The sequence below is a fragment of the Paraburkholderia dilworthii genome (genome assembly GCF_000472525.1).
GTDB lineage: Bacteria > Pseudomonadota > Gammaproteobacteria > Burkholderiales > Burkholderiaceae > Paraburkholderia > Paraburkholderia dilworthii.
Genome location: NZ_AWZT01000065.1, coordinates 1 through 23,423, shown reverse-complemented (window position 1 = coordinate 23,423; position 23,423 = coordinate 1). Strand labels below are relative to the sequence as shown.

21 protein-coding genes and 3 pseudogenes are annotated in these 23,423 nt (G+C 61.9%); 9 read left to right on the top strand and 15 right to left on the bottom strand.

Features of this window, described 5'->3' with window-relative positions:
• Nucleotides 1-193, bottom strand: a pseudogene (locus F759_RS0132355) (IS256 family transposase); the annotation flags it as partial.
• A 195-nt stretch (nucleotides 194-388) separates the two neighbouring features.
• Nucleotides 389-874, bottom strand: coding sequence for a YajQ family cyclic di-GMP-binding protein (locus F759_RS0132350; protein WP_007180572.1), 486 nt, complete (start codon nucleotides 872-874; stop codon nucleotides 389-391).
• A 163-nt stretch (nucleotides 875-1,037) separates the two neighbouring features.
• On the opposite strand from F759_RS0132350, the gene murB reads away from it, so the two are divergent.
• The gene (murB, locus tag F759_RS0132345; protein WP_027803488.1) at nucleotides 1,038-2,084 is read left to right on the top strand and encodes a UDP-N-acetylmuramate dehydrogenase; all 1,047 of its coding nucleotides are present in this window, start codon (nucleotides 1,038-1,040) and stop codon (nucleotides 2,082-2,084) included.
• 294 nt (nucleotides 2,085-2,378) lie between these two features.
• Here the strand turns inward: murB and F759_RS0132340 are convergent, their stop codons facing one another.
• On the bottom strand, nucleotides 2,379-3,605 hold the full coding sequence (locus tag F759_RS0132340; protein ID WP_027803487.1) for an argininosuccinate synthase: 1,227 nt from the start codon (nucleotides 3,603-3,605) through the stop codon (nucleotides 2,379-2,381).
• Between the two features lie 230 nt (nucleotides 3,606-3,835).
• The gene (gene argF, locus F759_RS0132335; protein ID WP_027803486.1) at nucleotides 3,836-4,765 is read right to left on the bottom strand and encodes an ornithine carbamoyltransferase; all 930 of its coding nucleotides are present in this window, start codon (nucleotides 4,763-4,765) and stop codon (nucleotides 3,836-3,838) included.
• A gap of 448 nt (nucleotides 4,766-5,213) precedes the next feature.
• Between argF and F759_RS0132330 the strand changes: the two genes are divergently transcribed.
• Nucleotides 5,214-5,561 (top strand): DUF3579 domain-containing protein, encoded by a 348-nt coding sequence (locus F759_RS0132330; protein ID WP_027803485.1) that lies wholly within the window; start codon nucleotides 5,214-5,216, stop codon nucleotides 5,559-5,561.
• A gap of 171 nt (nucleotides 5,562-5,732) precedes the next feature.
• Here the strand turns inward: F759_RS0132330 and rpsT are convergent, their stop codons facing one another.
• The gene (gene rpsT, locus F759_RS0132325) at nucleotides 5,733-6,011 is read right to left on the bottom strand and encodes a 30S ribosomal protein S20 (RefSeq protein WP_020069158.1); all 279 of its coding nucleotides are present in this window, start codon (nucleotides 6,009-6,011) and stop codon (nucleotides 5,733-5,735) included.
• 502 nt (nucleotides 6,012-6,513) lie between these two features.
• On the opposite strand from rpsT, the gene murJ reads away from it, so the two are divergent.
• Complete coding sequence (murJ, locus tag F759_RS0132320; protein ID WP_027803484.1) at nucleotides 6,514-8,064, top strand: murein biosynthesis integral membrane protein MurJ; 1,551 nt, start codon at nucleotides 6,514-6,516, stop codon at nucleotides 8,062-8,064.
• Between the two features lie 5 nt (nucleotides 8,065-8,069).
• Complete coding sequence (locus F759_RS0132315) at nucleotides 8,070-8,912, top strand: SirB1 family protein (RefSeq protein WP_027803483.1); 843 nt, start codon at nucleotides 8,070-8,072, stop codon at nucleotides 8,910-8,912.
• Between the two features lie 134 nt (nucleotides 8,913-9,046).
• On the opposite strand, the gene F759_RS0132310 is transcribed toward F759_RS0132315, so the two are convergent.
• The 5 genes from F759_RS0132310 to lpxK form a co-directional block, all read right to left on the bottom strand.
• Nucleotides 9,047-9,805: a 3-hydroxyacyl-CoA dehydrogenase gene (locus F759_RS0132310; RefSeq protein WP_027803482.1), complete on the bottom strand. Its 759-nt coding sequence runs from the start codon at nucleotides 9,803-9,805 to the stop codon at nucleotides 9,047-9,049.
• A gap of 175 nt (nucleotides 9,806-9,980) precedes the next feature.
• Entirely contained in the window at nucleotides 9,981-10,646 is a 666-nt protein-coding gene (gene adk, locus F759_RS0132305) for an adenylate kinase (RefSeq protein WP_027803481.1), read from the bottom strand.
• 207 nt (nucleotides 10,647-10,853) lie between these two features.
• Nucleotides 10,854-11,654: a 3-deoxy-manno-octulosonate cytidylyltransferase gene (kdsB, locus tag F759_RS0132300; RefSeq protein WP_027803480.1), complete on the bottom strand. Its 801-nt coding sequence runs from the start codon at nucleotides 11,652-11,654 to the stop codon at nucleotides 10,854-10,856.
• A gap of 281 nt (nucleotides 11,655-11,935) precedes the next feature.
• Nucleotides 11,936-12,139, bottom strand: a complete 204-nt coding sequence (locus tag F759_RS0132295) for a Trm112 family protein (protein ID WP_006050060.1) — start codon at nucleotides 12,137-12,139, stop codon at nucleotides 11,936-11,938.
• On the bottom strand, nucleotides 12,120-13,136 hold the full coding sequence (lpxK, locus tag F759_RS0132290) for a tetraacyldisaccharide 4'-kinase (RefSeq protein ID WP_027803479.1): 1,017 nt from the start codon (nucleotides 13,134-13,136) through the stop codon (nucleotides 12,120-12,122). Before lpxK ends, F759_RS0132295 begins: the two co-directional genes overlap by 20 nt.
• A 533-nt stretch (nucleotides 13,137-13,669) precedes the next feature.
• On the opposite strand from lpxK, the gene xseA reads away from it, so the two are divergent.
• Nucleotides 13,670-15,049 carry an exodeoxyribonuclease VII large subunit gene (xseA, locus tag F759_RS0132285; RefSeq protein ID WP_027803478.1) on the top strand — a complete coding sequence of 460 codons (1,380 nt, stop codon included), beginning with the start codon at nucleotides 13,670-13,672 and terminating at the stop codon, nucleotides 15,047-15,049.
• Nucleotides 15,050-15,275: 226 nt separating this feature from the next.
• Nucleotides 15,276-15,854: a superoxide dismutase [Fe] gene (gene sodB / locus F759_RS0132280; RefSeq protein WP_006050063.1), complete on the top strand. Its 579-nt coding sequence runs from the start codon at nucleotides 15,276-15,278 to the stop codon at nucleotides 15,852-15,854.
• A 210-nt stretch (nucleotides 15,855-16,064) separates the two neighbouring features.
• Here the strand turns inward: sodB and F759_RS45305 are convergent, their stop codons facing one another.
• Both F759_RS45305 and F759_RS44545 read right to left on the bottom strand, forming a co-directional pair.
• The gene (locus tag F759_RS45305) at nucleotides 16,065-16,427 is read right to left on the bottom strand and encodes a cyclophilin-like fold protein (RefSeq protein ID WP_407668566.1); all 363 of its coding nucleotides are present in this window, start codon (nucleotides 16,425-16,427) and stop codon (nucleotides 16,065-16,067) included.
• Between the two features lie 36 nt (nucleotides 16,428-16,463).
• Nucleotides 16,464-16,622 (bottom strand): annotated as a pseudogene (locus F759_RS44545) (LysR family transcriptional regulator); the annotation flags it as partial.
• A gap of 367 nt (nucleotides 16,623-16,989) precedes the next feature.
• Between F759_RS44545 and F759_RS0132270 the strand changes: the two are divergent.
• The gene (locus F759_RS0132270; protein ID WP_027803476.1) at nucleotides 16,990-17,565 is read left to right on the top strand and encodes a glycine zipper family protein; all 576 of its coding nucleotides are present in this window, start codon (nucleotides 16,990-16,992) and stop codon (nucleotides 17,563-17,565) included.
• A 265-nt stretch (nucleotides 17,566-17,830) separates the two neighbouring features.
• Here F759_RS0132270 and F759_RS0132265 read toward each other — a convergent pair whose 3' ends face one another.
• Nucleotides 17,831-19,330 (bottom strand): NYN domain-containing protein, encoded by a 1,500-nt coding sequence (locus tag F759_RS0132265; RefSeq protein ID WP_027803475.1) that lies wholly within the window; start codon nucleotides 19,328-19,330, stop codon nucleotides 17,831-17,833.
• A 108-nt stretch (nucleotides 19,331-19,438) separates the two neighbouring features.
• The gene (clpP, locus tag F759_RS0132260) at nucleotides 19,439-20,098 is read right to left on the bottom strand and encodes an ATP-dependent Clp endopeptidase proteolytic subunit ClpP (RefSeq protein ID WP_027803474.1); all 660 of its coding nucleotides are present in this window, start codon (nucleotides 20,096-20,098) and stop codon (nucleotides 19,439-19,441) included.
• Between the two features lie 199 nt (nucleotides 20,099-20,297).
• Here clpP and F759_RS0132255 point away from each other — a divergent pair, with 199 nt between their 5' ends.
• Nucleotides 20,298-21,440: a sigma-70 family RNA polymerase sigma factor gene (locus F759_RS0132255; RefSeq protein WP_027803473.1), complete on the top strand. Its 1,143-nt coding sequence runs from the start codon at nucleotides 20,298-20,300 to the stop codon at nucleotides 21,438-21,440.
• Here the strand turns inward: F759_RS0132255 and F759_RS0132250 are convergent.
• Complete coding sequence (locus tag F759_RS0132250; protein WP_036025776.1) at nucleotides 21,396-22,670, bottom strand: EAL domain-containing protein; 1,275 nt, start codon at nucleotides 22,668-22,670, stop codon at nucleotides 21,396-21,398. The two genes, F759_RS0132255 and F759_RS0132250, sit on opposite strands and share 45 nt — an antisense overlap.
• 560 nt (nucleotides 22,671-23,230) lie before the next feature.
• Here F759_RS0132250 and F759_RS0132240 point away from each other — a divergent pair.
• A pseudogene (locus tag F759_RS0132240) lies at nucleotides 23,231-23,423 on the top strand (IS256 family transposase); the annotation flags it as partial.

Below are 23,423 nucleotides of genomic sequence, written 5' to 3'. Positions count from 1 at the left end.
GATGCGTCAGCTCCGCGGCCAACATGCGCTCAGCCAGTTGCTTCTTCAGTCGCCCGGCCAGGCCCGATTCCCCGAGAACCGACTCGGCGTTCCTGTTCTGCACCTGCGCCAGCAGTTGATCGATCAGCTCATCGGGGAACAGCTTCGGCGCCTTCGGGTTCTTGCTCTTCCTGGTCANTGTTGTTTCGGTCATTGGACGTTATTTCCGTTATCGTCTCATGACCTCGACACACTAAAAATCTGACAGGCTCTGCCGCTGCATTTGCCGGCTGCTTTTGCGTGCCGCGGCTGCGCGCTGCGGCACCGCATCGCGCTCCCAGCCGTTGCGCCCGCGCTTGCCGTTGCAGCGCGCGCCACCGCTTACGCGCTGCGTCGGTGAAGCAACGCCTCAATCGCGAAAGTTGTTGAAGTCGAGCGGCGTGTCGGTCACGTCCTTGCGCAGCATCGCAATCACGCTTTGCAGATCGTCGCGTTTTCCTCCGGTGATGCGAACCGCGTCGCCCTGAATGCTCGCCTGAACCTTGATCTTGCTGTCCTTCACGAGTCGCACGATTTTCTTCGACAGATCGCCCGACACGCCTTTCTTGATCTTGATGACCTGCTTGACCTTGTCGCCGCCGATCTTCTCGATCTTGCCGTAGTCGAGAAAGCGCACATCCACGTTGCGCTTGGCCATTTTCGACAGCAGCACGTCTTTCACTTGGCCGAGCTTGAAATCATCGTCCGCATAGGCGGTGATTTCGTTCTCCTTGTGTTCGACGCGCGCGTCGGACCCTTTGAAGTCGAAGCGGGTTGAGATTTCCTTGTTGGACTGCTCGATCGCGTTCTTGACTTCGATCATGTTCGCTTCGCAGACGACGTCAAACGATGGCATTGCATTCTCCCAATAGTGCTGCGGTGTGTGACGCGGCCGGCGGCTGGTCACGAGGCACTCGCTATAATCACGGACCGACGTCATTTTACCGACGCCGCCCCCATTTGCCCAAGGCCGCCGCGCGGTCGCAGCGCGAAGTCCGTTTCCCTCTAGTCCTTATTCAATGTCTCGAACCGATTCCACCGGATTCGTTGCCGGCTATCCGCTGAAGGCGCACAACACGTTCGGCCTGGATGTGCGCGCGCAGTGGGCGTGCCGCATCGAACGCGAAACGCAGTTGATGGCGGCGGTGCGCGATCCGCGCGCGGCCGGCTTGCCGCGCCTCGTGCTTGGTGGCGGCAGCAATGTCGTGCTGACCGGCGACTTCGCGGGACTCGTGCTGCTCGTGGCGTTGCGCGGACGCCGGGTTGTGGGCGAGGACGCCGACGCGGTGTATGTCGAAGCGGCCGCAGGCGAGCCGTGGCACGAGTTTGTTGCATGGACGCTGAAGCAAGGCCTGCCGGGCCTTGAGAATCTCGCGCTGATTCCGGGAACCGTGGGCGCGGCGCCGATTCAAAACATCGGCGCGTACGGGCTTGAGATGTGCGAGCGCTTTGCGTCGTTGCGGGCCGTCGAACTTGCGTCCGGTGAGACGGTCGAGCTCGATGCGCACGACTGCGCGTTCGGCTACCGCGACAGCTTTTTCAAGCGCGAAGGGCGCAATCGTCTCGTGATCACGTCGGTGACTTTCCGTTTGCCGAAAGCTTGGCAACCGCGTGCGGGTTATGCGGATCTCGCGCGGGAACTCGCGTCCAATGGCTATGCCGCGAACGGTAAGCAACCCGACGCACAGGCCATCTTCGACGCCGTCGTGGCGGTGCGGCGTGCGAAGCTGCCCGATCCGCTCGAACTCGGTAACGCGGGCAGCTTTTTCAAGAATCCGGTGGTGAGCGCCGAGCAATTCAAGGCTCTAAAAAAGAGGCAACCGGATGTTGTGTCCTACGCGCAGCCGGACGGACGGGTGAAACTCGCAGCGGGCTGGCTGATCGACCGGTGCGGCTGGAAGGGCCGTGCGATGGGCGCTGCCGGCGTTCACGAGCGCCAGGCGCTGGTGCTGGTGAATCGTGGCGGTGCGAGTGGGGCGGAGGTGCTGGCGCTTGCGCGAGCGATTCAACACGATGTGCTGGTGAGGTTTGGCGTCGAACTTGAAATCGAGCCGGTTTGCTTGTGATGATGTGAGACGCGCCGCTTGTCGCCGCTTGTCGCAATTTGCGGCGTAAACGGAAAAGGCGCCGGAGTTTCCTCGCGGCGCCTTTTTGGGTTCGGGCTTAATGCACTGGCGGTTGACGCACCGACGGAGGGGCGGAAAAACTGGCCCCTGACCGAACGTTCGAGCCTGGCCGCACGGCGGCGCGTGTTTGAACTCCCGCCGGGCCTTCTGCTCTTAGCTGTCCAGCGACAAGGCTATGCGTTCGGCGCCAAGTTTTGCTGACGCGCGAAGCTAGCTTCCGCCGAATGTTCTCAGTTAGCCGCGCTGACGGCGGGCATTTTCCGCAATCCGCATGCGCAGCGCGTTCAGCTTGATGAAGCCGCCGGCGTCGGCCTGGTTGTACGCGCCGCCGTCGTCGTCGAACGTTGCGATTGTCTTGTCGAACAGCGTTTCCTTCGAATCGCGAGCGACTACCGACACGCTGCCCTTGTACAGCTTCACGCGCACCCAGCCGTTGACCTTCTCCTGCGTATGGTCGATCAGCACCTGGATTGCGCGGCGCTCCGGGCTCCACCAGTAGCCGTTATAGATCAGCGACGCGTAGCGGGCCATCAGGTCGTCTTTCAGGTGCGCGACTTCGCGGTCGAGCGTGATCGACTCGATGCCGCGGTGCGCCTTCAGCATGATCGTGCCGCCCGGCGTTTCATAGCAGCCGCGCGACTTCATGCCGACGTAGCGGTTTTCCACCAGATCAAGACGGCCGATACCGTGCTTGCCGCCCAAACGGTTCAACTCGGTCAGCATTTCCGCCGCCGACAGACGCTTGCCGTTGATCGCAACCGGATCGCCGTGCTCGTATTCGATGTCGACGTATTCAGCCTGGTCCGGCGCCTGTTCCGGCGACACCGTCCAACGCCACATGTCGGGTTCGGCTTCCGCCTTCGGGTCTTCCAGGTGACGGCCTTCGAACGAGATGTGCAGCAGGTTCGCGTCCATCGAGTAGGGCGCACCGCCTTGCTTGTGCTTCATTTCGATCGGAATGCCAGCTTTTTCCGCGTAAGCGAGCAGCTTTTCGCGCGACAGCAGATCCCATTCACGCCACGGCGCGATCACCTTGATGCCCGGCTCCAGCGCGTAGTAACCGAGTTCGAAACGAACCTGGTCGTTACCCTTGCCGGTCGCGCCGTGTGACACCGCCTCGGCGCCGGTGGCACGGGCGATTTCGATCTGACGCTTGGCAATCAGCGGACGCGCGATCGACGTACCCAGCAGATACTCGCCTTCATAAATCGTATTGGCGCGGAACATCGGGAATACGAAGTCGCGGACAAATTCTTCGCGCAAGTCTTCGATGAAGATGTTTTCCTGCTTGATGCCAAGTTGCAGTGCTTTCTTACGCGCCGGTTCCAGTTCTTCGCCCTGGCCGATGTCGGCCGTGAACGTGACGACTTCGGCGTCGTAGTTGTCCTGCAACCACTTCAGGATGACGGAGGTGTCGAGGCCGCCCGAATAGGCGAGCACGACTTTCTTGATATCGCTCATGGTGAACTCGTAGCTGGAGAAAGCGGGAAAACAACGCGCCGGCGATTCCGGAGCGCGGAAAAGAACTATTTTGACACTAAATCGCCGCGTGGCCGCGTTTTTGGGTGGGTGCGACGAAGTTTGCCGGGGTCATTTGCGATGGTGCGCTTCGGCGCTGTGCGCGATACCGGTGCGGATGCCTTATAACAAGGCCCCATCGCGCTCCACGCAGATGCTGCCGAGCGGCCGGATCAGTGATTGAGCTTGCCGAGCAGCAGATATTCCATCAACGCCTTCTGCACGTGCAGACGGTTTTCGGCCTCGTCCCACACGACACTCTGCGGACCGTCGATCACTTCCGCGCTCACCTCTTCACCGCGATGGGCCGGCAGACAGTGCATAAAAAGCGCATCCGCATGGGCGCGCGACATCATTTCCGCGTCGACACACCAGTCGGCAAAGGCCTTTTTGCGCGCTTCGTTTTCGGCTTCGAAGCCCATGCTAGTCCACACGTCGGTAGTCACCAGATCGGCGCCCGCGCAGGCTTCGTTCGGGTCGTCGAATTCTTCGTAGAACGGCGCGCTTTCGGCGGCGACGAGCGCGCGGTCGAGCTTGTAACCCGGCGGCGTGGACAGGCGCAGCTTGAAGCCGAGAATTTGCGCCGCTTCGATCCACGTGTACAGCATGTTGTTCGCGTCGCCGACCCACGCAACCGTCTTGCCGCGAATCGGGCCGCGATGTTCGACGTACGTGAAAATATCCGCCAGCACCTGACAGGGGTGATATTCGTTGGTCAGCCCGTTGATCACCGGCACGCGCGAATTTTCGGCGAAGCGCTGAATGATGTCCTGGCCGAACGTTCGGATCATGATGATGTCCACCATGCGCGAGATCACCTGCGCCGCGTCTTCGATCGGTTCGCCGCGACCCAATTGCGTGTCGCGCGTGCTCATGAACACGGCGTGGCCGCCCAACTGGAAAATGCCGGCTTCGAACGACAGCCGCGTGCGCGTCGAATTCTTTTCGAAGATCATGGCGAGCGTGCGGTCGTGCAGCGGATGGTAAGTCTCGTAGCTCTTGAACTTGCGCTTCAGAATTCGCGCGCGTTCCAACACGTACTCGTAGTCGTCTAGCGAGAAATCCTTGAACTGCAAATAGTGGCGAATTTTCTTGGCGGTCATGAAACAAATACGGCGGTTGCACCCGGCAGGATTGCCGGACGGCACCGCCGTCGTTTTGTGGTAACTCAATGCAGCATAAAGGATTTCGCCTCGTTTGACGAGTCGGCCAACAGGCCGGGAAAGTGCTTTGAAAGCCTTGCGCGCCTGTCAGAGACAGCTTGTGTGCAGTGCGGAAAAAGACCCGCTGCGCTATAATCTGCGGGTTATTCCAAGGCCCAGCGGCCGGTGCTTCGCTTCGGTGGGGGCATGGCTTGCATGCTCGCGCGGTTTTGCAAAGGCAGTTCGCAGTGCGCCGTCTCAACGTGCGCCGCGGCGGCTCAGCCGGCCCTTCATGGTCTCCGGCGGCGCGGCTCTCCCGAGCGGCTCACACGCCAGGTACAGCCTTTCGAAGTCTGTTTTTTGCTTGCTGTCGCCGACATCCGCTGGGCAGTCACACAGGTATTCCTACATGGCCGAAGCAGCTCCAACCGAATATTTCATTCAGGGCATCACGTCGACGGGAAAAAGATTCCGGCCGAGCGACTGGTCGGAGCGGCTCGCGGGCGTGATGTCATCTTTCGGCCCGGGCGCGAGGAAGGGCCCTAACGCTTACATGCAGTACTCGTTGTATGTACGGCCAACCATGATCGGTGACCTCAAGTGCGTGATTCTCGACTCGCGCTTGCGCGACATTGAACCGATGGCTTTCGACTTCGTCATGAACTTTGCGAAAGACAACGACCTCGTGGTGACCGAAGCGTGCGAACTGGAACTGGAGCATGCCCCGCCACCGCAAAGCAGGCGACACAGCATCTAAGGCAAACGCGCACGCTCTGCAGATAAAGAAAAAACCCGCCATCAGCGGGTTTTTTAATGCTGGCGTTGCAGTGATCCGCAAGTCATTCGCCACAAACAAAAAAGCCCGCCAAAGCGGGCTTTCATGCGCAGCGGAAACAGGAGGTAGCCCGCCGAAGCGGGCTGACCGGAATTACTGTGCTGCGGACGCCTGCAGACCCTTGATGGCTGCGGCGAGGCGGCTCTTATGGCGAGCTGCCTTGTTCTTGTGAACGATTTTCTTGTCGGCAATGATGTCGATGGTCTTCGACGATGCCTGGAAGATTTCAGCGGCCTTAGCCTTGTCGCCGGCGTCGATCGCCTTGCGCACTGCCTTGATAGCCGTGCGGAACTTCGAACGCAGTGCCGAGTTGTGCGAGTTTGCCTTGGCGGCCTGGCGGGCGCGCTTGCGTGCTTGTGCGGAGTTAGCCATGACGGTTCCTTATCCTGTTCCTGTTTCCAGTACCTGACCTTCAAGTGGTGAGGCGCTGCTTTTAGATCCGAACTCTTGGAAGCGATTGCCCAAGAGCGCAAAAGTGTCGAAAAACGATCGAACTACGCGAAGGCGGGCCGTGCTTGCGGCGCCATGTTCCGGCGTATTGGAGGCGGGCGACAGACAACTCGGTGCCAACCTCAACCCTGTCCGGAAGCCGTCCGCGAACTGAGCGAGCTTCGAAACCGGCGATTATAGCAACAAAATCAGGGACGTGGCAACGGAAATGCGCCGGTGGGACGAGAGGTCCTAGCTGGCGGGGCACGGTGCGGTCCGCCAGCCCAACCCTGTCTACAGACGCGCGCCATCTGCGGTCGCCCGCGCCGAGTGCAACAAAAGCATCCGAATTCGCTGTCCGAGTCGAACGTCCGCCGAGTAAATCGGTCCGAATCGCTTCCCGGCTCGTCGTCCGCATTTGCGGCACCCGTATAATAAGCGCCCCATGAATCTATTCCGAGCCTTGCTGACGGTCAGCGGCTTCACGCTGCTCTCGCGCGTGACCGGACTGGCCCGCGAAACGCTGATCGCTCGCGCGTTCGGCGCCAGTCAATACACTGACGCCTTCTACGTCGCCTTCCGCATTCCCAACCTGCTGCGCCGCATTTCCGCCGAGGGCGCGTTCTCGCAGGCCTTCGTGCCGATCCTCGCCGAGTTCAAGAACCAGCAGGGGCATGACGCCACGAAGGCGCTCGTCGACGCAACATCGACCGTGCTCGCCTGGGCGCTTGCGGTGCTGTCGCTGATCGGCGTGCTGGGCGCGTCGGGCGTGGTGTTCGTGGTCGCCTCGGGCCTCGCGCACGAAGGCCAGGCCTACGCGTTAGCGGTCACGATGACGCGCATCATGTTCCCGTACATCATCTTCATTTCGCTGACGTCTCTCGCGTCGGGCGTTCTGAATACGTACAAGAATTTTTCGCTGCCCGCGTTCGCGCCGGTGCTGCTGAACGTGGCGTTCATCGTTGCCGCCGTGTTTTTCGCGCCGCGTATGCACACGCCGGTCTATGCGCTTGCGTGGGCCGTGATCGCCGGCGGTCTGTTGCAGTTCCTCGTGCAACTGCCGGGTCTGAAGAAGATCGACATGGTGCCGCGCATCGGCCTGAATCCGGTACGTGCGCTCGCGCATCGCGGCGTGAAGCGCGTGCTTTCGAAGATGGTGCCGGCCATGTTCGCCGTCTCGGTCGCGCAAATCAGCCTCATCATCAACACGAACATTGCGTCGCGTATCGGGCCGGGCGCCGTGTCGTGGATCAATTACGCCGACCGGCTGATGGAATTTCCCACCGCGCTGCTCGGCGTGGCGCTCGGCACGATCTTGTTGCCGAGTCTGTCGAAGGCGCACGTCGACGCCGATCCTCACGAATATTCGTCGCTGCTCGATTGGGGCTTGCGCGTCACCTTCCTGCTGGCCGCGCCGAGCGCGGTCGCGCTCTTCTTCTTCGCGCAGCCGCTGACGGCCACGCTCTTTCACTACGGCAAGTTCGACGGCAACTCGGTCGTGATGGTGGCACGTGCGCTTGCCGCTTACGGCGTCGGCCTGATCGGTCTGATTCTGATCAAGATCCTCGCGCCGGGCTTTTACGCGAAGCAGGACATCAAGACGCCGGTGAAAATCGGCATCGGCGTGCTGGTTCTCACGCAGTTGAGCAACTATGTGTTCGTGCCGATCTTCGCGCATGCAGGGCTCACGCTGAGCGTCGGGCTCGGCGCTTGCGGCAACGCGCTGTTGCTGTTTCTCGGATTGCGCAAGCGCGGCATCTATGCGCCGTCGAGCGGCTGGCTCAAGTTTTTTGTGCAGTTGCTCGGCGCGTGCCTTGTGCTTGCCGGCCTGATGCATTGGCTGGCTCAGAGCTTCGACTGGATCGGCATGCACGACCGGCCGATTCAGCGCATCGCGCTGCTGGGCGCCTGCCTCGTGCTGTTTGCCGCGCTATATTTCGGTATGCTTTGGCTGATGGGCTTCAAGTACGCGTATTTCAAAAGGCGAGTGAAGTGATTACGATGACGCGAGTTCTCGACTATTTCAGCACGCTCGTCGCCGAAGACGAAAGCTTGCCGCTGACAGAGGCGGCGCTCTCGCTCGCGCAGGATGCTTACCCTGACCTTGATCTGCAAGCCACGCTGGCCGAGATCGACGAACTGGTGGTGCGCCTGCAGCGTCGCATGCCGGACGACGCCGACATCCGTCAAAAAGTCGGCGTCCTGAACCGGTTTTTCTTCCGCGAACTCGGCTTCGCGAGCAATCTGAACGACTATTACGACCCCGACAACAGTCACCTGAACGCGGTGCTCAAGCGTCGCCGCGGCATTCCCATTTCGCTCGCCGTCCTGTATCTGGAAATGGCCGAGCAGGTCGGCATTCCGGCGCGCGGCGTGTCGTTTCCCGGACATTTTCTGTTGCGCGTGACGACGCCCGACGGCGACGTGATGCTCGATCCGACGAGCGGACACTCGCTGTCGGAGTCGGAAATGGTCGACATGCTCGAGCCGTATGTGGCGTCGGCCGGCGAATCGGTGAGCAGGGCGCTGCGCATGCTGCTGCAACCGGCCACGCGGCGCGAGATCATCGCGCGCATGTTGCGCAATCTGAAGTCCACGTATTTGCAGACGGAGCGCTGGCAGCGCCTGCTTGCCGTGCAGCAGCGCCTCGCGATTCTGTTGCCCGAAAGTATCGAAGAGATTCGCGACCGCGGTTTCGCATACGCGCGCCTCGACTATCTGCGCCCGGCGCTCGAAGACCTCGAGCGTTATCTCGGCGAGCGTCCCGATGCCGAAGACGCGACGGTCGTGGAGTCGCAGTTGCAGGAGTTGCGTCAGCGCACGCAGCACAACGATCGCGACTAGCAAACGACGCTTTCGAGCGCTTCAAAAGAAAACGCCTGCACGTAACCAACGTGCAGGCGTTTTCGTTATGGATGCCGGAATTCGCGGCGCCGTGGCCACAGCGACGTCCGACGTCCGGCGTCGTATAGTTGCCGTTACTTCGGCTGCATGCGAATCGCGCCGTCGAGGCGGATCACTTCGCCATTGAGCATCGGGTTATCGAAAATCTGCTTGGCGAGCATCGCGTATTCGACCGGCTTTCCGAGACGCGGCGGGAACGGCACCATTGCGCCGAGTGCGTCCTGCACCTCTTGCGGCATGCCGAGCAGCATCGGCGTTTCGAAGATGCCCGGCGCGATCGTCATGACGCGGATCGCGTTGCGCGACAGGTCGCGTGCGATGGGCAGCGTCATGCCGACCACGCCGCCCTTCGACGCCGCGTACGCCGCCTGACCGATCTGACCGTCGTATGCGGCGACTGAAGCGGTACTGATGATTACGCCGCGCTCGCCGTTCGCATTCGGCTCGTTCTTCGACATCGCGGTGGCCGCGAGGCGAATCATATTGAACGTGCCGATCAGGTTGATCGAGATCGTGCGCGTGAACGCGTCGAGCGGATGCGGGCCATCCTTGCCGACCGTCTTGACGGCGGGCGCAACCCCCGCGCAGTTGACGAGGCCGCGCAGCGTGCCCAACTTCGTGGCGGCTTCAACCGCTTGCGTCGCGTCGTCTTCGCGGCTCACGTCGCACTTGACGAAGACGCCGCCAAGCTCTTTGGCGAGCGCCGCGCCCGTATCCTGATTAAGATCGGCCAGCACGACCTTGCCGCCGTTCTCCGCGAGAAGACGCGCGGTGGCGGCTCCCAGACCCGATGCACCGCCGGTGATCAGGAATACATTGTCACGAATCTCCATTTCTTCTCCTTTGCCTTGATACGGTAAGTCATGTCCGGAGCGACCCGGTTTTCGATCATTGATAATCCCACATCGCCGTGACGAAAGAGCAAATTAAAACGTGCGTGCTCAATGCAATAAAAAACCCGCCGGAAAAGGGGCGGGTTTTTTGCCAGCGAATGCTGCGCGGTTGAATTTACTTCAACGCGTGGAATACCCGGTCGCGGATTTCCTCGACCGTGCCCAAGCCAGAAATGCGGCGGTATTGCGGCGCTTGTAGCGGAGTGGTTGCGTCGCCGTTTTTCGCCCAGCCATTGTAGTAGTCGATCAACGGCTTGGTCTGCGCTTCATACACCTGCAAACGCTTCTTGACCGTTTCTTCCTTGTCGTCCTCGCGCTGGATCAGCGGCTCGCCGGTCACGTCGTCGAGTCCCTCGACCTTCGGCGGATTGAACTTGACGTGATACGTGCGCCCCGACGCGGCATGCGAGCGGCGGCCGCTCATACGCACGATGATCTCGTCGAACGGTACGTCGATTTCCAGCACGTAGTCGATTGCGACGCCTGCCTGCTTCATCGCCTCTGCTTGCGGAATGGTGCGCGGAAAGCCGTCGAACAGATAGCCGTTTGCGCAGTCCGGCTGTTGCAGGCGCTCTTTCACCAGGTTGATGATCAGTTCGTCTGTGACGAGTTCGCCTGCGTCCATGAAGCGCTTTGCTTCGAGACCGAGCGGCGTGCCTGCCTTGACGGCGGCGCGCAGCATGTCACCGGTGGAAATTTGCGGAATGCCGAATTTTTCCTTGATGAAGTTGGCCTGAGTGCCCTTACCCGCGCCGGGCGCACCCAAAAGGATCAAACGCATGTGTATCTCCAGATCTATGTGAATTCTTTGGGGCGCTGCAGCGATCCCACGAGGGGCGAGGGGCCCGCATCGGCTGCCGTTTGAGTCTCGCGCTGCACGTCGACGACGGCGCTGCGAGAAACACATACGGCGCGACCGGGCAAACCAGGCTCTCGCTGATAACGGGAGGTGCGCACAAGCGTCCGATTATGCCACGGCTTTTTGCGCTCAAGACCCGAATAAAGCCCGCACGCGCGCCAGATCCGCGGGCGTGTCCACGCCCGGAAGCGGCACCTCCGGCGTGATTAGGACCGCGATACGCTCGCCGTGCCACATCGCCCGCAATTGCTCGAGCGCTTCGACCTGTTCGATAGGAGAAATCGCAAGATCGGGATACGTGCGCAGGAACTTCGCGCGATACGCATACAGTCCGATATGCCGATGAACCACTGCGGGCGCGGGCGGCGCGGGCATCGACGCGAGGTCGGGCCAGTGCGGCTGATAGGCGTCGCGCGCCCAAGGTATCGGCGCGCGAGAGAAGTAGAGCGCCACGCTGCGCGCATCGAGCACGACCTTGACCACGTTCGGATTGAAAATCTCCGCTGCGTCGACGATCGGATGCGCGGCCGTCGCAATCGCGCACTCGCTCGTTGCCGCGAGGTGCGACGCGACGCCGCGCACGAGAGCCGGATCGATCAGCGGTTCATCGCCTTGCACGTTCACGACGATCGTCTCGTCGCTCCAGCCGAATTGCGACGCGACTTCGGCAAGACGGTCGGTGCCCGACGGATGGTCGGCGCGCGTCAGCACGGCTTCGAAACCGTGCTCGCGGGCCGCGTCGAGCACCGACTGCGCGTCCGACGCGATCAACACCTGCTGCGCGCCCGACTCTCGTGCACGCTCGGCAACCCGCACGACCATCGGCTTGCCGCCGATATCGGCGAGCGGCTTGTTGGGCAACCGGCTCGACGCGAGACGCGCGGGGACGACGGCAATGAACGGGGGCGTGGCGGTGTGGGTGTGGGTCATCGGAGAGATGAGCGCAAGGGTGGAGGGATGTGAACAGAGACGAAGTGCGCGTGAGCCAGCAACGGGGAGCGACATCGGAGCGAGTAGCCGGGCCGACACCAAATCAGCATCGGGGCCGATATCGCAGCTAGGAGCGTTAGCAACGAGCAGCGAGTCAATCGGCAAAGAGCCAGCGCAGCAGGCAGGCGGCCACGCTCACAACATGGTCGCCGCCAACACGCTGTTCACGCTATTCCCGAATGCGATCTCCGCCGATCCGCCCGACGTTAGCCCGATCCGCGTCAGGCCACGGACCCCGGATTGAGGTCAACCGGCGTGCCTTCGACCGTCTGCCGCGCTTCGTCGACCAGCATGACGGGGATGCCGTCGCGGATCGGATAGGCGAGCTTGTCGGCGTTGCAGATCAGTTCCTGCGCGGAACGGTCGTAGCTGAGCGGGCCCTTGCAGATCGGGCAGACGAGGATTTCAAGCAGGCGAGCGTCCACGGACTTTCTCCACAACTAATGCAATGAGGCGATGATCGAGCGCGGCTTCGACGGGAACGACCCAGATGCGCGCGTCGCGCCAGAACCCTAATTTTACCGCATCCTTTTCTGTTATCAGGATGGCGTCGGCGTCCGCGTCAGTAAAAGGATTGCGCTCGAACGCATAGTGATCCGGCAGCGCGCGGGTCTCGGGCGCGAGGCCCGCGGCGCGCAACGTGGCGAAAAAACGCTCCGGCGCGCCGATGCCAGCGGCGGCCAGCACGCGCTCGCCGTTGAATTGCGCGAGCGGACGACGCAACGCGGGGTTCTCCAGGTGCCACGCGTCGGCGGGCGCGAGTTCCAGCGCAAACGTGTTCGGCCACGCAGGCAGCGTCTTCGCGTACGGGTCGTTGATCAGTGTGGCGTCGCGACGACGCGAGAGCGGCTCGCGCAGCGGACCTGCCGGTAGAAGAAAACCGTTGCCGCCGAGCCGGTGATCGAACACCACGAGTTCGGCGTCACGCGCGAGGCGGTAGTGCTGAAGGCCGTCGTCGCTGACGATTACGTCGACGTCGCGGTGCGCTGCGCACAGCGCCTCGGCAGCCGCCACGCGGTCGGGGCACACCCAAACCGGCGCGCCGGTGCGACGCGAGATCAGCAACGGCTCGTCGCCGCCGACGCTGGCCGCCGATGCAGGCGTAACCGGCGTGGGCGTCTTTACGCGTGCGCCGTATCCGCGCGAGACGACGCCCGGGTTGAAGCCGGCGCCACGCAACGCTTCGACGAGCGCGATCACGGTCGGCGTCTTGCCCGTGCCGCCCACGGTCACATTGCCGACCACCACCACAGGCACACCCACGCGCACCGACTTCAGCCAACCGAGCGAGAACGCGCCGCGGCGTATTGCGGCGACTGCGCCGAACACGCATGCAAGCGGCGTCATCGACCATGCGAGCGGTCCGCGGTGCTGCCACTCGCGCGCAATGCGCGTTTCCAGACGATCGAGGATTCCACTCATCGGCAGACCGTGCGAGCGGGCAGCGCATCGCTCGCGGATCGGCGCGAGAGCAGCGGCGTGCAGACGACGCCAGGGGTAATACGCGGGACAGACATCAACGCGATTCTCCGGACGGTCGAGAAATAAAGCAGAGAAGGCAGTGGCCGCGCACGCGCGGCTTTGCCATGCTGTCGAACCCGCCACTCTAGCGCGTGCGCGTCCCGGCCCGCAAGTCGCGGACGCTGCCTCCTATACGTCGCTTTCGCCGCGCAGCCCATTTGCGGCCTGTGGATAACTTTGTGGAGAACCAGCCCGCCGCTGGGCCAGGAACGCCGTCGCAAGCCCTTCGCATCGGCAATGATTCTCATTGGCCATCAGTAAAATTCATATAAATCAAGGGGATGTTTCGGTTTTCCGTAGTTTTGCCGGTCTCCTGGCGGGATCTGCCTTACGAGTCCCGACATGTGGACACTTTTAACAATTTGCGTGCCTCGCTGGACGCCGATGGCCGCTCGGTCTATCGTCTGTCCGGCCAGTCATACAGGTCACCTCGCATGAATTCCGATAGTCCCTTTACATCGTCGACGATGCCCGGCGGCGAAGTCGTCGTTCCGGTTTCCGCTCTGAATCGCGCGATCGGCAGCATGCTCGAACGCTCGTTCCCGCTCGTGTGGGTCGCTGGCGAAGTGTCGAACTTCACGCGTGCTGCGAGCGGTCACTGGTACTTTTCGATCAAGGACGCGCAGGCGCAAATGCGTTGCGTGATGTTCCGCGGGCGCGCGCAGTACGCCGAGTTCACGCCGAAGGAGGGCGACCGTATCGAAGTGCGGGCGCTCGTCACGATGTACGAGCCGCGCGGCGAGTTGCAGTTGAACGTGGAAGCGGTGCGGCGGACCGGGCAGGGCCGTCTTTATGAGGCGTTCCTGCGCCTCAAGGCTCAGCTCGAGGCCGAAGGGCTCTTTGCCGCCGAACGCAAGCGCGCGCTGCCGTCGCATCCACGCGCAATCGGTATCGTCACATCGTTGCAGGCGGCCGCTCTGCGCGATGTTCTTACCACGCTGTCGCGCCGCGCGCCGCATATTCCGGTGATCGTCTATCCGGCGCCGGTGCAAGGCTTGGGTGCAAGCGCGAAGCTTGCGGCAATGGTCGACGCAGCCAGCGCGCGGCGCGAAGTCGACGTGTTGATCGTATGCCGTGGCGGCGGTTCGATCGAAGACCTTTGGGCCTTTAACGAAGAAGTGCTGGCGCGAGCGATTGCGGAGAGCGCGATTCCCGTCGTGAGCGGCGTCGGTCACGAGACCGATTTCACGATCGCGGATTTCGCGGCCGACGTGCGTGCGCCGACACCTACAGGCGCCGCCGAACTGGTGAGCCCGCAGCGCGTGCTGTTGTTGCGCGAGCTCGATCATCGGCACGCCGCGCTCGCACGCGGCTTCGGCCGGATGATGGAGCGGCGCGCCCAGCAACTCGACTGGCTCGCGCGCCGGCTCGTGTCGCCCGCCGAGCGCCTCGCGCGGCAACGCACGCACTTGCAGCAGTTGACCGCGCGGCTCGCGTCGGCGGGAGCACGGCCGGTGCGCGATGCACGAGCGCGTTTTTCGCTGCTGCACATGCGTTGGCAACGCTGGCGTCCGGAGCTCGCCGCGCATCAGGCGAGACTCGACAATCTCACCCAGCGGCTCGACGCGGCACTGTTACGTCAGCATGAACGTCAGGTCGCGCGTATCGCGACGCTGACGGCGCGGCTCGAGGTGCTGAGTCCGCAGCGCACGCTCGAGCGCGGCTATGCCGCGGTGCTCGATGCGCAAACCGGTCGGGCCGTGCGTGCGCCGTCGTCGTTGAAACCGGGACGCCGCCTGACGCTGCATCTCGCCGAGGGCGCCGCCGACGTCGCGCTAGCCGATGTGCAGCCGCGTCTTGCCGACGGTTTCTGACATTGCGCTGACAGCTCGCACCTGATTACCAGCAGTATTTTTGACTGTCCAATGTGGTTCGCGCATGTCGAACGTCAGCAGTAATTACGCGGTTTTGCAGGCTGTTCGCCGATGCCGGACATAAAGTCCGCTCGTTTGCGGGGTTATTCCAAGTCGCCTACAATCGAGTGCTCAGAAGCGTTATCCGCAGACTCCCCACAACAGATACAGACTGAAGGAAAGCACCATGGAACATACGCTCCCGCCGCTGCCGTTCGCGAAAAACGCACTCGCTCCGCACATGTCGGAAGAGACGCTCGAGTTTCACTATGGCAAGCACCACCAGACCTATGTGACCAACCTGAACAATCTGATCAAGGGCACTGAGTTCGAGAATCTGTCGCTCGAAGAAATCGTGAAAAAGTCGTCGGGCGGCGTGTTCAATAACGCGGCTCAGGTGTGGAATCACACGTTCTTCTGGAACAGCCTGTCGCCGCAAGGTGGCGGTGCACCGACCGGCGCGCTGGCCGATGCAATCAACGCCAAGTGGGGCTCGTTCGACAAGTTCAAGGAAGAATTTGCGAAGACCGCAATCGGCACGTTCGGTTCGGGCTGGGCATGGCTCGTGAAGAAGGCAGACGGTTCGCTCGACCTCGTGTCGACGAGCAATGCCGCCACGCCGCTGACCACGGACGCCAAAGCGCTGATCACCATCGACGTGTGGGAACACGCGTATTACATCGACTACCGCAACGCACGTCCGAAGTTTGTCGAAGCTTACTGGAACATCGTCAACTGGGAATTCGCGTCGAAGAACTTCGCGTGAATCGGCAGTGATCTGTAGCGCGACGACAGCGTTTGGATAAGTGCGATAAGCATTGAAAAATCCGAAGCACGTGGCGCAACAGGTTTGGACACGGTAGTAAAACGAAAGCCCTCTGACACGAGGGCTTTCTGCTTTCTGGGCAGTACCTCGGATTATTCGCTGCCGTCAGCAATCGACTCTGCAGCCGCCATCGTTCTTGATCTGCCTTCGTTAGTCGTTCACTCGTTCGATGAGTGGCATTGAATTTCGGCGACGTCGCAACGGCGTCCAGGCATGAGACGATGGAGCCGAGATTGACGAGCGATTTCGAATAGCCGAAAGTTCTTTGTAGAACAGCGCGATGTTGCCCCACGGCGCATAGTAGGCGACTGTCCCCTCGGACGGATCGAAGCCATCCGGCGCGCGTTTGTCGCCACCGTGGGCGCGACGCTCGGAGGCGTGCTCTTTGACAGCAGCGGCTGCCCGGGCGCCCTTCGCATTCTCTGTCGCGCTGCTCGTGCAGGGCGCCGTCGTGGCCGCTATCGCATCGCGGGCTCGGGGCGGGGTTAAGCGCTTCGAACAGACGCGGCACACCAGAGGCTGCACATTACCGCGCGTTTTCAAGCGCTTCTATGACCACTGAAAAGCCCTCGAGCTCTGACGCCGACTCGGATAGTAGGCATGAAGTCCGGGAAAGGTCGGGCACTGGTCCCGCAGCTCAAGCTGCAACTCGCTATTGCGGATATGTGGCAGCACACCGTCGCCGGGAACGAACGCGAGACCATATCCATGTCAATCGCTGCGGCCAAGATCGCAGTTGTGCGAGCCGCGGACGGCCAATGCGCCAGGCTCGCCGCGCAAGAGGCGACGGACCACAGCGAGTAATCGGTTATCGCGGTCGACGATTTGCGACCCCGTTGCTGCGCTGTGACGCCAAATGCGTTCTAGACCTGATCTCGGCGCCTTGCCCATCTGACGGTTTGCGTGCCCGATGAATTTGTCACCGTTCGTAACCGCGGTAGCGGGCAAGGCGCACTGCTCAAGCCGTCGGCGCCCTTTGTGTTTCAGCGCAAAACACACGGTAACCATCCGGTAAACATGCTGTGTGCGGATTGGCTTAACGTGTGTTCTCCAAACTCATGCTACCCGCCCCATGATGACTCCACGTTTCGAACCGGTCCGCGTTGCGCTGCCTCTCGCGGCCGTTGCGCTTGCGCTGCTGGGCGGCTGCGCCGTGGTGCCGCCAAGCGGTCCGTCGGTGGTGGCAATGCCGCGCAGCGGCGAGCCGCTCAGTCAGTTTCAGCAAGACGATTACGCTTGCCGCGACTATGCGTTCCATTCGTCCGATGTTGCCGGCGCTTCCCAGAACGCGACCACAAACAGTGTCAACAGCGCGGCGGTTGGCACGTTCGGCGGTGCGGCTGTCGGGGCGCTTCTCGGCGCGGCGGCGGGCAACGCCGGCGCGGGCGCGGCTATCGGTGCGGGCAGCGGTTTGCTTGTCGGCGGCGCTGCTGGCGCAAACGGCGCCCAATACTCGGCGAACAGCTTGCAGGCACGGTATGACGCAGCCTACGCGCAATGCATGACCTCCAAAGGCAACACGATCGCGCAGCCGCAAGTGCCGGTCTACGCGCCGGAACCGGTCTATGCGCCGCCTGCGGTCTATGTTGCGCCGCGACCGCGTTACTACGGGCCGCCGCCGGTTATTTACGCACCTTATCCGTACTACTGACGGCGCTTCGCTGAGCGGTCAGGCATCACCCTGCGCCTCGCTTGCAGGTCGCCCGTTGGAGTGCCGCTGTGCGCGCGTCGCGTGGCGGGGGAGTGGCGAGACGGTGGCGACATTCGATTCTGCAAACAGCGTACGGTGGATCGGCCGCAAGGGCGATGAACGTCATTGCGCACTAGGAGACGCGGGTGGCGGTCCTTGTGCGTGAGACAGTCATGGCGTGCGCACAAGATATGCAAGCGCATGTACCACACGTCTGCCAACGAGACTATTCGGCTTCGCCGCTTCCCGCTGTCTTGCGCGGCCGGCGATTGCGTGACGGCGCCGTCTTTCGTGCGGCTTTCTTCCTAGGCGCGGACGGTTCCTGCACGATGACCGGAGGCTCCGCTGCTGACGGTGTGATGTCCGCGGTGTTAGCCGACGTTTGCGCTGCCGTCTTCCTGGTTTTTTTCGCGGCTGTCTTGCGTGGTTCGCGCTGCTTACGACGCTGAGGCGGCGCGTCGTCGGTATGCTGGTTGTCGGTGCCCGCGGCCATGTCCGCTTCTGTAGAAACGTTGTCTGGTTGGTCAGCAGGCGCTGGAAGCAAACCCGACGAGAGACTCACGCTTGGCTGCGCGGGCGCGTGCACAACTCCGATGACTGCATCGCTTTCAGTAGTCGCGTCGTACCCGCCTTGTTGGTGAACGGTCTTCGCCGGTTCTTGCGCGGTTCTTTGCGCGGTTCCTTCGACTTCGCGCGCGACTTCCTGGCTTGCGCCTCCCTTTCGGTTGCCACGACCGCGCCGGCGCTGATCGTGCTTAGCACCGGTCTGCTCTGTCACCGTTTCGACCGTCTGCGGCTCATCAAGCTGTTCGATCGCCTCTGGCATATCGACACGCTCGTCTGGATGTTCCGCCGCCTGATCGCCTGCACTTTCTCCAAGCACATTGGAGACCGTGCTCCGATATACATAGGCCCCTGACTTTTCGTCACGGCCGAATTCCAGCAGTCCGCGCGCATGCGCCTCCTCGAGCAGATTGCCGAACGCACGAAAACCATAATAGGTCTCGTTGAAATCGGGCTTGCGACGCTTGATCGCATTTTTCAATACCGATGCCCAGATCTTCCCACTGTCGCCGCGCTCAGAAGCAAGCGCGTCGAACGTTTGCACCGCAATCTCGACCGCTTTGGTGCGGCGCTTTTCGAGGTCTTCCTTGCTGCGGCTTTTATCTTCGTCCTGCGATGGCTTGCCTGTCGGCTGAGCAGCCTTCTGTGGACGCGACGACTCCCGCTTCGCAACGGCGCGCTGACTTTCGCGGACGAGGTCGTCGTAAAAAAAGAACTCGTCGCAGTTGGCGATCAGCAGGTCTGACGTGGATTGCTGCACGCCCACGCCGATTACCTGCTTCGCGTTCTCGCGCAATTTCGAGACCAGCGGCGAAAAATCCGAGTCGCCACTGATGATCACAAATGTATTGACGTGTGACTTCGTATAGCAGAGGTCTAGCGCGTCCACGACGAGCCGGATATCCGCTGAGTTCTTACCCGATTGGCGCACATGCGGGATTTCGATCAATTCGAAGTTGGCTTCGTGCATCGCACCCTTGAAACTCTTGTAGCGGTCCCAGTCGCAGTACGCTTTCTTCACGACAATGCTGCCCTTGAGCAGCAGGCGTTCGAGCACCAGCTTGATATCGAACTTGTCGTATTTCGCGTCGCGCACGCCCAGCGCGACATTTTCGAAGTCGCAGAAGAGCGCCATGCTGACGGTTTCGTTGGATGACGCCATGTATATCTCCATTGAAGCGCTCGTCGAAGTCGACGAATCGCGACCATGATAGCGATTCCAGCGAAGCTGATCAGCTTTTGTCCAGCCAACGCGGACGGACGCGCCGCGCTACACGTCATAGCGTCGGTCCGACACGACCGGAGACGAGCTCAGGGCCGCGCGCGTTTCCAATACTTCGTCCACGAGGCCATAGGATTTTGCCGCGAGTGCGGACATAAAATTGTCGCGGTCTGTGTCGCGCGCGATTTCCTCGATGCTGTGTCCTGTACGTTCGGCCATGATTGCATTCAGGCGTTCGCGCAGATAAAGCACTTCCTTCGCCTGGATGTCGATGTCTGCCGCCGTGCCCTGGCTGCCGCCTGAAGGCTGATGGATCATGATGCGTGCGTTGGGCAACGCATACCGCTTGCCGCGCTGGCCCGCGCAGAGCAGGAACGTGCCCATGCTCGCGGCAAAGCCGGTGCATAAGGTCGACACCTCCGGCTTGATGAACTGCATGGTGTCATAAATGGCTAGGCCGTCGTACACCGAGCCGCCCGGTGAGTTGATGTAAAAAGAAATATCCTTGTCGGGGTTCTCGGATTCCAGAAACAGCAGTTGCGCCACAATGAGACTGGCCGACTGCTCGTTCACGGGCCCGACGAGGAACACGATGCGCTCGCGCAGCAAACGGGAATAGATGTCGTAGGCGCGCTCGCCGCGGCCGGATTGCTCGATGACGGTTGGCACGAGACCGAGACCTGTAATGGATGTATAGCTGGAACGCATGTTTGCCTCGTGGAAGTGGGCTGCTGTCTCCATGACGATCCGGCTGCCAGCGGCGTGACAAAATTTTTTTGGCCGATTTGTCACGCGCCGCACCGTCCAACCGTCAAGCTGCAACGGATGCCCTTTTGCGGTGCGCCGCCGAAGAATCCGGCATTGCCGCGCACGCGCTTTTCACCACGCACGATCTGGAGGTCCAGGCATGAAAGAACACGAAATCGACAAGGCATCCAGCTTCGGGGCGGTGCGCGCCCGTCTGCTCGCGTTGGCGTACCGCATGCTCGGCAGCCGCGCGGAGGCGGAAGACATTGTGCAAGACGTCTGGCTCAAGTGGCATCTTGCCGATACGCGCGAGGTTCAGACGCCGGCCGCCTGGCTCACCACGCTGACCACGCGCGCGGCGATCGACCGTCTGCGAAATGTGCAGCGCGAGCGGGAATCGCAAGCCACCGGCTGGCTGCCCGAGCCGTGGCTCGATGAAGTCGCGCCATCGGCCGAAGAACTCGCCTTGCGCGCAGCAGAAATGTCGTATGGCGTGATGCTGTTGCTCGAGCGTCTCAAACCTGATGAACGCGCGGCATTTGTGCTGCACGAAGCGTTCGATTGTGACTACGGAGAGATCGCCGCGATTCTCGAGCGCACACCTGCGAGTTGCCGCCAGATCGTCCATCGGGCGAAGGTGCGTTTGCAGCGCGCGGGCGCGCCGTTGCAACGGCCCGATGCCCAAGTACACGCGCGAATCGTCGAGCGCTTACGCAGCGCGCTAAAGACACAAGACCGGGCGAGCTTGCTCGAGCTGTTTAGCGACACGCCGGAGGTGGTCAGTGACGAGCCGGTGTGCGCACCGCTGAATGTGCTGGCGCGTCCAGCGGCGTCGGTGCGTGCCGATGTGGCAACAAACCTGCCGGGAGCACCGGCCAAGGCGCGCGCCCGACCCTCTGTGCGCGCACAGGAATCTGCATTTGGCGATTGGATGGAGAAGCTGACATCGCTTGCGCGTCAGGCGAGTCATGCCGAACTGGTATCGGTGGACGGCGCGCCGTCTATCGCTCTGCTTATCGAGGGTGAGGTCGTCGCGTTGATCGACGTCTCCACGGAAGGCTCGCACAACGGCCGGACAAGCGGCGAAGTGTATGGGCGGTCGCCTGATGGCCTGGTCTGCGGCCTGACCAGCGGTGCGGAAAAGATCGTTTCGTTGCGCGCGGTGACGAACGCGTCCCGATTGCAGGCTGCGAACCGGGTTCTTGGCCGAACAGCGGTCACGGAGTTGCTGGCGCGAATCGGGCGGCGCTCGCTTGACTCAATTGCGATGGGCTGCGACTTCCCAGTTGATGTCTACGCATAGCACTTGCGTGCCCCTCGGCGTATGCGCGGCGATGGAGGCTGTCACGCACAAATGCGCTTCGTTGATTGAAAGATAGGGAGGGGTGAGATGGACTTGGCCCGGCAAACGCATCGCCTGAATGAAATACGGCCGACGCTCCCAGCTTGCGCCTTCGGAATGCAACAGCGGGCGAAAGCGTTTTGCGCGTTGCGACGCGCGTCCCGGAGGCAGTACGTTGTCGCCGATCTGCCGTCCTGATCCGTCGAGAATGAAGCAGCGTGCCGTCTCGCCGAGTTCGAGCAGCGGTGCCGTCGCCTCAGCAGCAGACTGCCCGGCAACGAGTTCAGCCGCTGCGGTTTCTAGCGCGGTGACGTACGGCGCGAGCCGCGTGGCCTGCGCGCGTTCACGCGCGGCAACCCGCTCACGCAGTGCTGCAGACAGCGAGTCCATCAAGCCAGCAGCGGTTTGGGGCTTGACCGGTTCGACGCTGGGGCCCGCAAAAAACGCGCCCTGCACGAAGTCGACGTTGCATTCGAGCGCGATCAACGCATCGCGTTCGGTAGTCAGACCGCCCATCAGGACTAATTGACCGGATTCATGCAACAGCGAAACGAGGCCGGGCAGCACGCGCTCAATATGAGAATGCTCGCTGGCCTGGGCGAGGATGCAGCGATCGAGCGTAACAATGTCGGGGCGCAGGTTCCACACGCGGTCAATGTTCGAGTGTTTCGCGCCAAAGCCATCAAGCGCGATCAGGAAGCCTGACTTACGCAGCGCGTCGATGATCTCCGCAAAACGCGTCGTTTCGCCGCCCGCCTGTTCGGACACCTCGAGCACCACGCGTTGCGGCGGCAAGCCCAACGCCTTGAGGCCGGCGAGCAGTGCGTCGCCGTAACTCGTGTCCATCAACGCGGCTGGGTGAAGGCTCAGAAAAAGCCATTCGTCGTGGCTGTCGAACGCGTTGAAGTTGCCCAGGTGGAGCGATTCCGCCAGCCGGCCGAGTTCTAGCAGATCGCCGCGGCGGGCCGCCTGAGTGAAGACTTCATGGGAGGGGACTTGCAGCGCATGCTCGTCGTGCGCGCGCAGCGATGCGTGATAGCCGATCGCGCGCCGGTGTGACACCGAGAAAACCGGCTGAAATACGCTGAAAACGGTGTAGCCGCCGTACAGAACGGTGCGCCGGGAGCCCTCGTCGCCGGCCATCGGGCGGGGAGGCTGAAAGCCGGGAGGATCGAGTTCGATCATGCTCATCATGTCAGTCGTGTGGGTGGCGGCGCGATTGCGTGCTGAATACCGGATCTGCAAGCGCGATACGTAAGTTTACAGGATTGGCGAGCAAGATTTATGCGCATGCAGAAACACTGCCTGACGGCGCGGTCGCGGCGCAAGCCAGTGACCATTGTGCGTCAACGCGGGCGCTCGCGTGCCAATGAGCACTTTGCTGGTGCGGGCGATGCCCTGTTGCGGATCCACGTTCACAGCGATCATGTTGAGGAGAACGCGAGTAAGTGTTGTTAATGAGGCCGGAGAAGTGCTGAAGCGGTTGAAGAAATGTTGAGGCGGTTGGAGACGTACTGAAGCACTGGAAGTCAAGGTGTCAACGCACGCGGACCCCAAGAGAGAGCTTGCTGGGCTGACAAGCAAAGCGTCGACTCGGGGGCAAGGAGATTGGCGACGCTAGCCGACAACGAAGGCATGCACGCATGCGGCAGCTGAAGCGTGAGCGTTGGGTGAGAGCCAAAGCGCCGACCGCGAGCCTGTCAGATTTTTAGTGTGTCGAGGTCATGAGACGATAACGGAAATAACGTCCAATGACCGAAACAACAGTGACCAGGAAGAGCAAGAACCCGAAGGCGCCGAAGCTGTTCCCCNATGAGCTGATCGATCAACTGCTGGCGCAGGTGCAGAACAGGAACGCCGAGTCGGTTCTCGGGGAATCGGGCCTGGCCGGGCGACTGAAGAAGCAACTGGCTGAGCGCATGTTGGCCGCGGAGCTGACGCATC